This window comes from Alteromonas sp. R7 (assembly GCF_055755235.1).
Genome location: NZ_JBVTQX010000016.1, coordinates 67114 through 73822, shown reverse-complemented (window position 1 = coordinate 73822; position 6709 = coordinate 67114). Strand labels below are relative to the sequence as shown.

Sequence of the window (6709 nt, the reverse complement as noted above, 5' to 3'; positions counted from 1 at the left end):
TTACGCATTACGCATTACGCATTACGCATTACGCATTACGCATTACGCATTACGCATTACGCATTACGCATTACGCATTACGCAAATGATCAGCCACCAAGAATGCCATTTCAAGTACTTGGTCTGCATTTAAGCGCGGGTCGCATTGCGTTTTGTAGGCTTGCGCTAAGTCTTCATCGCTAATTTCATAAGCACCGCCTGTACACTCCGTTACGTGCTGACCGGTCATTTCAAGGTGAATACCACCTGCGTGAGTACCTTCTGCTTCGTGAGCTTGGAAGAACTGCTTAATTTCTTTCAAAATTGCATCGAAGTTACGGGTTTTATAGCCGCTAGATGCCGAGAACGTGTTGCCGTGCATCGGGTCAGAGCTCCACACTACGTGTCTGCCTTCAGCTTTCACTTTACGCAATAAGCGTGGCAAATTGTCGGCTAAATTATCGGCGCCCATACGCGTAATTAGCGTTAAACGACCTGGATCGTTTAGCGGGTTAAGCGCATCAATCAAACGAATAAGCTCGTCTTCTTGCATGCTTGGCCCCACTTTCACACCAATTGGGTTGTGAATGCCACGGAAAAACTCAACGTGCGCATGGTCAAGTTGACGGGTACGCTCGCCAATCCACACCATGTGAGCCGAACAATCGTAAGGCTTACCGGTAAGGGTATCGATGCGTGTTAGCGCCTGCTCATAGTTCAACAGCAATGCTTCATGCGACGTGAACAGTGAGGTCTCGTGCAGCGTAGAACTGGTTTGCGCGTTAATGCCAATAACATCTATAAACTCAAGGGTATCTTGAATACGGTTGGCCATATCAGAATAACGTTCTTTAAGCGGATTGTTTTCAACGAACGCCATGTTCCAGCGGTTAACTTCATGAAGGTCGGCCAAACCACCTTGTGCGAACGCGCGAAGTAAATTCAGGGTTGACGCACTGCGATGGTAGGCTTCCAACAAACGGTCAGGATCTGGTCGACGGGCCGCTTCGGTAAATTCGAAGTTATTGATGATATCGCCACGATAGCTTGGTAAAGTCACGCCACCGCGGGTTTCGAAATCTGATGAGCGCGGCTTGGCGTACTGGCCTGCCATACGGGCAACCTTAGTTACCGGGCAACGACCAGCAAAGGTAAGCACAATGGCCATTTGAAGAATAACTTTAAAGGTATCGCGAATTTTAGGCGCATTAAATTCGTCAAACGACTCAGCACAGTCGCCGCCTTGTAAAAGAAAGCCTTTACCCAAGCTGACTTCACCTAGCTGGCGTCTTAGCTCGCGGGCTTCAGCAGCAAATACAAGCGGTGGATAAGAACTTAATGTTTGCTCTACTTCTTTTAAACGTGCTTTATCGTCGTACTCTGGTTGCTGAAGAATAGGTTTATTTCTCCAACTGTCTACTTGCCAATTACTCAACGGTGTTCTCCTGAATAAAAAACGTAGGGCAAACGTTTTACTGAAAATATTTATTGAAGCTAGACGCTTCGAATAAAAAGACTGTAACGCGCTTAACAGTGCGTCTGTAGCGCTTTTTTCTAATCAGTCTAATGTGAAAATGTGAATCTAAAAAAATGCTGGGGGCACTTTACCACATTTATTCTAGGGAAATAGGTGCGCAAACTTGAATTTCTAGAAAGTTATCGTGCTTGCTTATAGCAAAATGGCATTCAAACACACTTTCTAAGTTTGTTTGCGTGGCCACCTCTTGTGGCTTACCGAACGCTACCATACGACCTTTTTGCATAAGCCATAAACTATCGCAATAGTTGGCACTAAGCGCGATATCGTGAGACGTCATAAGAAGGGTATTCCCTTTATCGCAAAGGAATTTTACCAAACTAGCCAGTGCATATTGATGCCTTATATCAAGTCCTTGCAATGGCTCGTCTAAAAGCACTACCCCCTCTCCGCGCTCTAGCTGCGGCCAAATTTGCAAAAGCGAACGACAAATCTCAACTCGCTGACGCTCGCCGCCAGAAAGCTGGGTGACAATTTGGTTCAAGAAACCCGATATTTCGAGTGCTTTTTCTAAAACCGGAGGAATTAGTTCATCTTGCTGTGCTGTTGCATAAAAGCTTAGGTATTCTTTTACCGACAAGTGAAAACCACTTTCGCTTTGTTGCGCTAATAAGGTGCGCACACTCGCAAGTGTTGCCAGCGACCAATCGTTCATTGGTTTGCCTAGCAGCATGACGGTGCCCTCATCAGCGTCAATAAGGCCCGCAAGAATAAGCAACAGTGTTGATTTCCCTGCCCCATTTGGTCCTATAATGTGAACGCACTCGCCTTCTTTTGCACGTAAACCTTCCACCGAAAGTCGCGATGCCACTTTTACATTCTGTAAGCTTAAAACGGTACGACTATCTGCTAGGTTATGGCTATTCGCTGGGCTATTGCAATCAGTAACGTCATCTTTAACGCTAACGCTTTCCTCAGGGTTAGTAATTATGGTGTCTTGCTCACTAGCATTTATTCGTTCATTGCTGTCAGAATCAGGGCGTTGCTGGGGTCTAAAATTGTGTGTCGTCATTTCATTTCCCCTCCACTACCCTTTTATTTGACCTTTTGCTAATGCCCAAATTAATAATGGACCGCCTAACGTAGCTGTTACCATAGACACCGGAAGCGTAATGGCACGGGTCATTTCAGAGCTTAACGCAACCAGCATCAGCAGACTTGCACCACTCAATGCACTTAACGGCAACAAATAGCGATTATTATGCCCGATGATGAAACGTAAGATATGCGGTACTAACAAGCCAACAAAAGCAATAGAGCCTGCCATAGACACCGCAGTACCTACAGCAATAGCGCAGACAATGAGTGCGCGCTCAGTGAGTTTCTCCACATCCACACCACTGCTTTTTGCTGCAAGTTCACCAGCATAGAGCTTGTTTAAATCGCCGGCGAAATAAAGCTGTAATGCGACAGCAACAGCGATTAACGGGCCGCCCACTGACAAAATTAACCAGTTAGTTTGGTACAAGCTGCCCATTAACCAGAAAGTAAGATTGCGCAGGGCATTAGCGTCGCTGAACATGTAAAGCCAAGCGATAATAGCGCCGCTAAGAGTAGAGATGGCAATACCCGCTAGAATAACAGCCGTAGAGGAGCCCAACAGTTTTCTTGCTAAGCGGTAGATAATAAATGTAGATAACAACGCACCAATAAAACATCCCAAAGGCAGCAAATAGTGTAGGTACGCTGTAGCCCATTGTGGGGTTAGCAGTAGCAAAAGCGCAGCAACCAAGCTTGCGCCACTCGTAATGCCAATAATTCCCGGGTCTGCCAAAGGATTTCGCAGCACTACTTGCAAGGTAGCGCCACTTGTAGACAGTGCCGCCCCTACTAAACACGCAGTAAGAATAAGCGGTATTTGAAGCTGAACAATAATATGCTGTTTTAGTTCAGCCGCCGTATCAGACAGCCCTGTCACGCTAACAATCCCTACCACACCTATGACGAGTGACAAAAGTACTGTTATTACAACCAAAGTGACGGCGGTGCGTTTAGTTCCTGTCATTGTCAATACGGGTTCTCAACGTGGGCTTTCGAGATGGTTTATGAATATGACTTGCGTTTATTGTTGTTGGGTTTGTTTAATATGCGCAATCAAACCGTCCGACGCTTCTTCGATAAGATCCAACACCAGCTCAAAGCCGCGCTTGCCGCCATAATATGGATCAGGTACTTCTTTATCGTCTGCATTTGCAAAATCAAGAAACAGCTTAATTTTATCGTGGTACTGGCTAGGCGACATACCGTGCAAATTAGCAAGGTTGCTGTTATCCATGGCAAGAATGAAATCAAATCGCTCAAAGTCGCTTTCATCCACACGTCGGCATTTTAGCCCTTTGAAACTGTAGCCTCGTTCTACGCCTGCGGCTTGCGAACGCTTATCGGGCGGGTTACCAATGTGATAGCCGTGGGTTCCCGCTGAGTCAATTTCAATATTTAATCCGGCTTGTGCAGCCTTGTGTTTGAACACGGCTTCTGCGGTTGGAGAACGACAAATATTACCCAAACACACGAACAACACCGATGTAGATTGTTTCATTCAAAATCCTATTTCAACGCAGTGACGGAGCGCGACTAAACTTTATGCCTAGTTTCACGTATGATACGCCGTCAGAAAAATTGTGGAGTTAGTATGACCGCACATGTACTTATGCTAAGTAGCTCACGTCAAGGCGACGAGGCTTACTTAGAGCACGCTAGAGCGCTTATTTTTGCACACTTAGGCGAAATTCGCGACCTTCTATTTGTTCCTTATGCCGCCGTCACTCAAACGTACGATAGCTATGTAGACGCCGTTGCTACCGCCCTGCCAGAGTGCAAGGTTACTGGGCTACATTCCGTTGAAGATCCGGTTGCCGCGGTAAATAACGCAAAGAAAAACGGCCAAGCCATTGTTGTAGGCGGTGGAAACACCTTTCACCTGCTTTCTACCCTTTATGCAAACGCGCTTATTGTGCCAATAAAGCACGCCATCGCCGATTGCACTCCTTATATTGGCTGGAGTGCAGGTTCGAATATTTGTGGTCAATCAATTAGAACCACTAACGACATGCCCATTATCGAGCCGCCGAGTTTTGATGCACTAGATATCGTGCCGTTTCAGTTAAACCCGCATTACACCGATTATCAGCCGCCGGGTCACAATGGCGAAACCCGCGACCAACGTTTGGCAGAGTTCACCACGCTTAATCCAACCACGCCAGTAGTTGCTATTCGCGAAGGTACAGCGCTGCGCCTTACTCATAATCAACTTACCCTAGTAGGTCAAAAAGACGGCTTTATCTTTCTAGGTGAAGAAAAAAAGCCAATTCATTCAGATGATGATTTAACTTATTTGCTTGATAGCGGCGAATAACGCCTCATCGTTGGGCGCTACCTGGTAAGGAATTTCTGCCAGTAGCGGTTCGGGTAACATGGCTTTAAGAGAGTGCAGATTTTCTTGGTATCGCGTCATGTTACCCGTGATGTCGTTCGCAACCCATCCTTTAATGGTAAGTCCATCGGCGCGAATTGCTTCTGCAGTTAATAACGCATGATTTAAGCAACCCAAACGCATGCCTACAACTAAAATTACATCCATTTTGAGTGTTTTCACGACATCAGAAAGATAGTAAGTGGGCGTATACTCATCACCTACCGTTAGCGGTAAACGCCACCCACCTGCACCTTCCATTAACAGAAGATCTGGTTGATAGGCGTTCAGTGCATCAAGCCCTCTTGCAATTTCGTCAAACGTTAACGCAACACCTTCTTCAAGGGCAGCAATATGTGGTGCAATAGCCGGCTTTAGTGCAATTGGGTTTATTTGATGCAAAGGAAGTGTCTGTCCACTTTCTTCGTTGTTTTCATTTGCGCTTTTTAGCTGGTTATTATCTGTAATTCTAATGGCTTTATTTGCGCGTATTTTGGAGCACGCTTTCTGAATATTTAGCGCATCTTCGTTAACCCACTCGCCGTTTATCTGTTCGCATCCGGCTGCGATAGGCTTGTAGCCGATGGCGCTTAACGAGGCTTTTTGCGCGGCTTTTAGCAATTGGCAGGTAACATAGGTTTTACCTACTTCGGTGTCGGTACCGGTAATGAAATACTGCTTCATCGTTTTTCCAATCTAAAATGACTCACGCGGTAGGTAAGCGGTAACTTACTTTCTACACCACTCATATTGCTGTAAGCCATGGCTAATTTTTTAATATCTCGACGGGTGAGCGGCGGTTGTTTTCGCCCGGTCTCTCCTGCCCCTACACCTTTCACAGAGCGCAATAGCGACATAATATCGCAGTGAGTATCGACATAGTCCTTAGTAATCACCCGTTGCAAAGAGAGACCTGACTGCTTAAAGCCATTTACCCATTGTGCGGTTGTCGGCATATAGGTTTCAGCCTGTGGAAGCTGCGCTACTTTGCGCGCCGTTTTAAGTTCACTAAATGACCCCGCCACCATGATAGCCAGCTCGGCAATACCACCGTTTTTAAGCACTCGCGCTATCTCATTAGCAACAAGCCCAGTATCGCTAACCCACTGAAGCGCCATAGATGAAAATACGGTTGAAAATTGGCTATCAGAGAAAGGCAAATCAACAGCACTACCCTGAATAAAAATGGGGTCAGAGTACATTTTTCTGGCCTGCGCCAACATTCCCTCGGCAATGTCTACGCCAGTTGCAGCTGCACCTTTATTTGCAAGGGTTTGGGTATGAATGCCAGTACCACTGCCGATATCAAGAGCCGTACCCTGTAGGTCTATCGGTAAGTTCGCTAATGCCTGCTTGGCAATAATGCGCTGAACACCCGCAATACTGTTGTACTGCACAGCCGCTTTTGAAAAGCGATGTGCCACGTCCTGCTCATTAATTGCTGGAGTAGTATCATTGCGTTCAGCTTTTACAGAGCCTTTAGTTGTTATAGAGCCTTCAGCTGGAATATAGCCTTCAGCTGGAATATAGCCCTCAGTCTTAGCGTTTTTCTCAGCATTCACATAAGCCTCAGCTTTGAACGAGCATTCGGCATGGTAAGTATTTTTAGCTACGAGAGTCCCTTTAGCGTTGGTCGCTTTCTCAGATTCAAGAGATGTCTCGGTAGAAAAAGTCCCCTCAGCCTTAAAAGCATGCTGAGCTACATCAGGTGACAATTTATCTTCGAACATGCTTACCTGCTCTGGCGTTGGGAAAGCTTTTACAGCGGGACTTAGTGACAT

The 6709-nt window shown here is 46.2% G+C and carries 7 protein-coding genes; 1 reads left to right on the top strand and 6 read right to left on the bottom strand.

The features are described from left to right. Positions 1-70: 70 nt before the first annotated feature. The 4 genes from AC0J2X_RS19315 to AC0J2X_RS19300 all read right to left on the bottom strand — a co-directional run bounded on the left by AC0J2X_RS19315 (position 71) and on the right by AC0J2X_RS19300 (position 4055). Positions 71-1414, bottom strand: a complete 1344-nt coding sequence (locus AC0J2X_RS19315) for a class II 3-deoxy-7-phosphoheptulonate synthase (RefSeq protein ID WP_472996346.1) — start codon at positions 1412-1414, stop codon at positions 71-73. 178 nt (positions 1415-1592) lie between these two features. Beyond that, the gene (locus tag AC0J2X_RS19310) at positions 1593-2528 is read right to left on the bottom strand and encodes an ATP-binding cassette domain-containing protein (RefSeq protein ID WP_472996345.1); all 936 of its coding nucleotides are present in this window, start codon (positions 2526-2528) and stop codon (positions 1593-1595) included. Positions 2529-2543: 15 nt separating this feature from the next. Next, positions 2544-3521: a FecCD family ABC transporter permease gene (locus tag AC0J2X_RS19305; protein WP_472996344.1), complete on the bottom strand. Its 978-nt coding sequence runs from the start codon at positions 3519-3521 to the stop codon at positions 2544-2546. A gap of 57 nt (positions 3522-3578) precedes the next feature. Then, entirely contained in the window at positions 3579-4055 is a 477-nt protein-coding gene (locus AC0J2X_RS19300; RefSeq protein WP_014948910.1) for a low molecular weight protein-tyrosine-phosphatase, read from the bottom strand. 93 nt (positions 4056-4148) lie between these two features. Here AC0J2X_RS19300 and pepE point away from each other — a divergent pair, with 93 nt between their 5' ends. Further along, entirely contained in the window at positions 4149-4871 is a 723-nt protein-coding gene (pepE, locus tag AC0J2X_RS19295; RefSeq protein WP_472996343.1) for a dipeptidase PepE, read from the top strand. On the opposite strand, the gene bioD is transcribed toward pepE, so the two are convergent. Both bioD and AC0J2X_RS19285 read right to left on the bottom strand, forming a co-directional pair. Then, positions 4842-5612 (bottom strand): dethiobiotin synthase, encoded by a 771-nt coding sequence (bioD, locus tag AC0J2X_RS19290; RefSeq protein WP_472996342.1) that lies wholly within the window; start codon positions 5610-5612, stop codon positions 4842-4844. The genes pepE and bioD overlap by 30 nt on opposite strands. After that, positions 5609-6709: a methyltransferase domain-containing protein gene (locus tag AC0J2X_RS19285; protein WP_472996341.1), complete on the bottom strand. Its 1101-nt coding sequence runs from the start codon at positions 6707-6709 to the stop codon at positions 5609-5611. Before AC0J2X_RS19285 ends, bioD begins: the two co-directional genes overlap by 4 nt.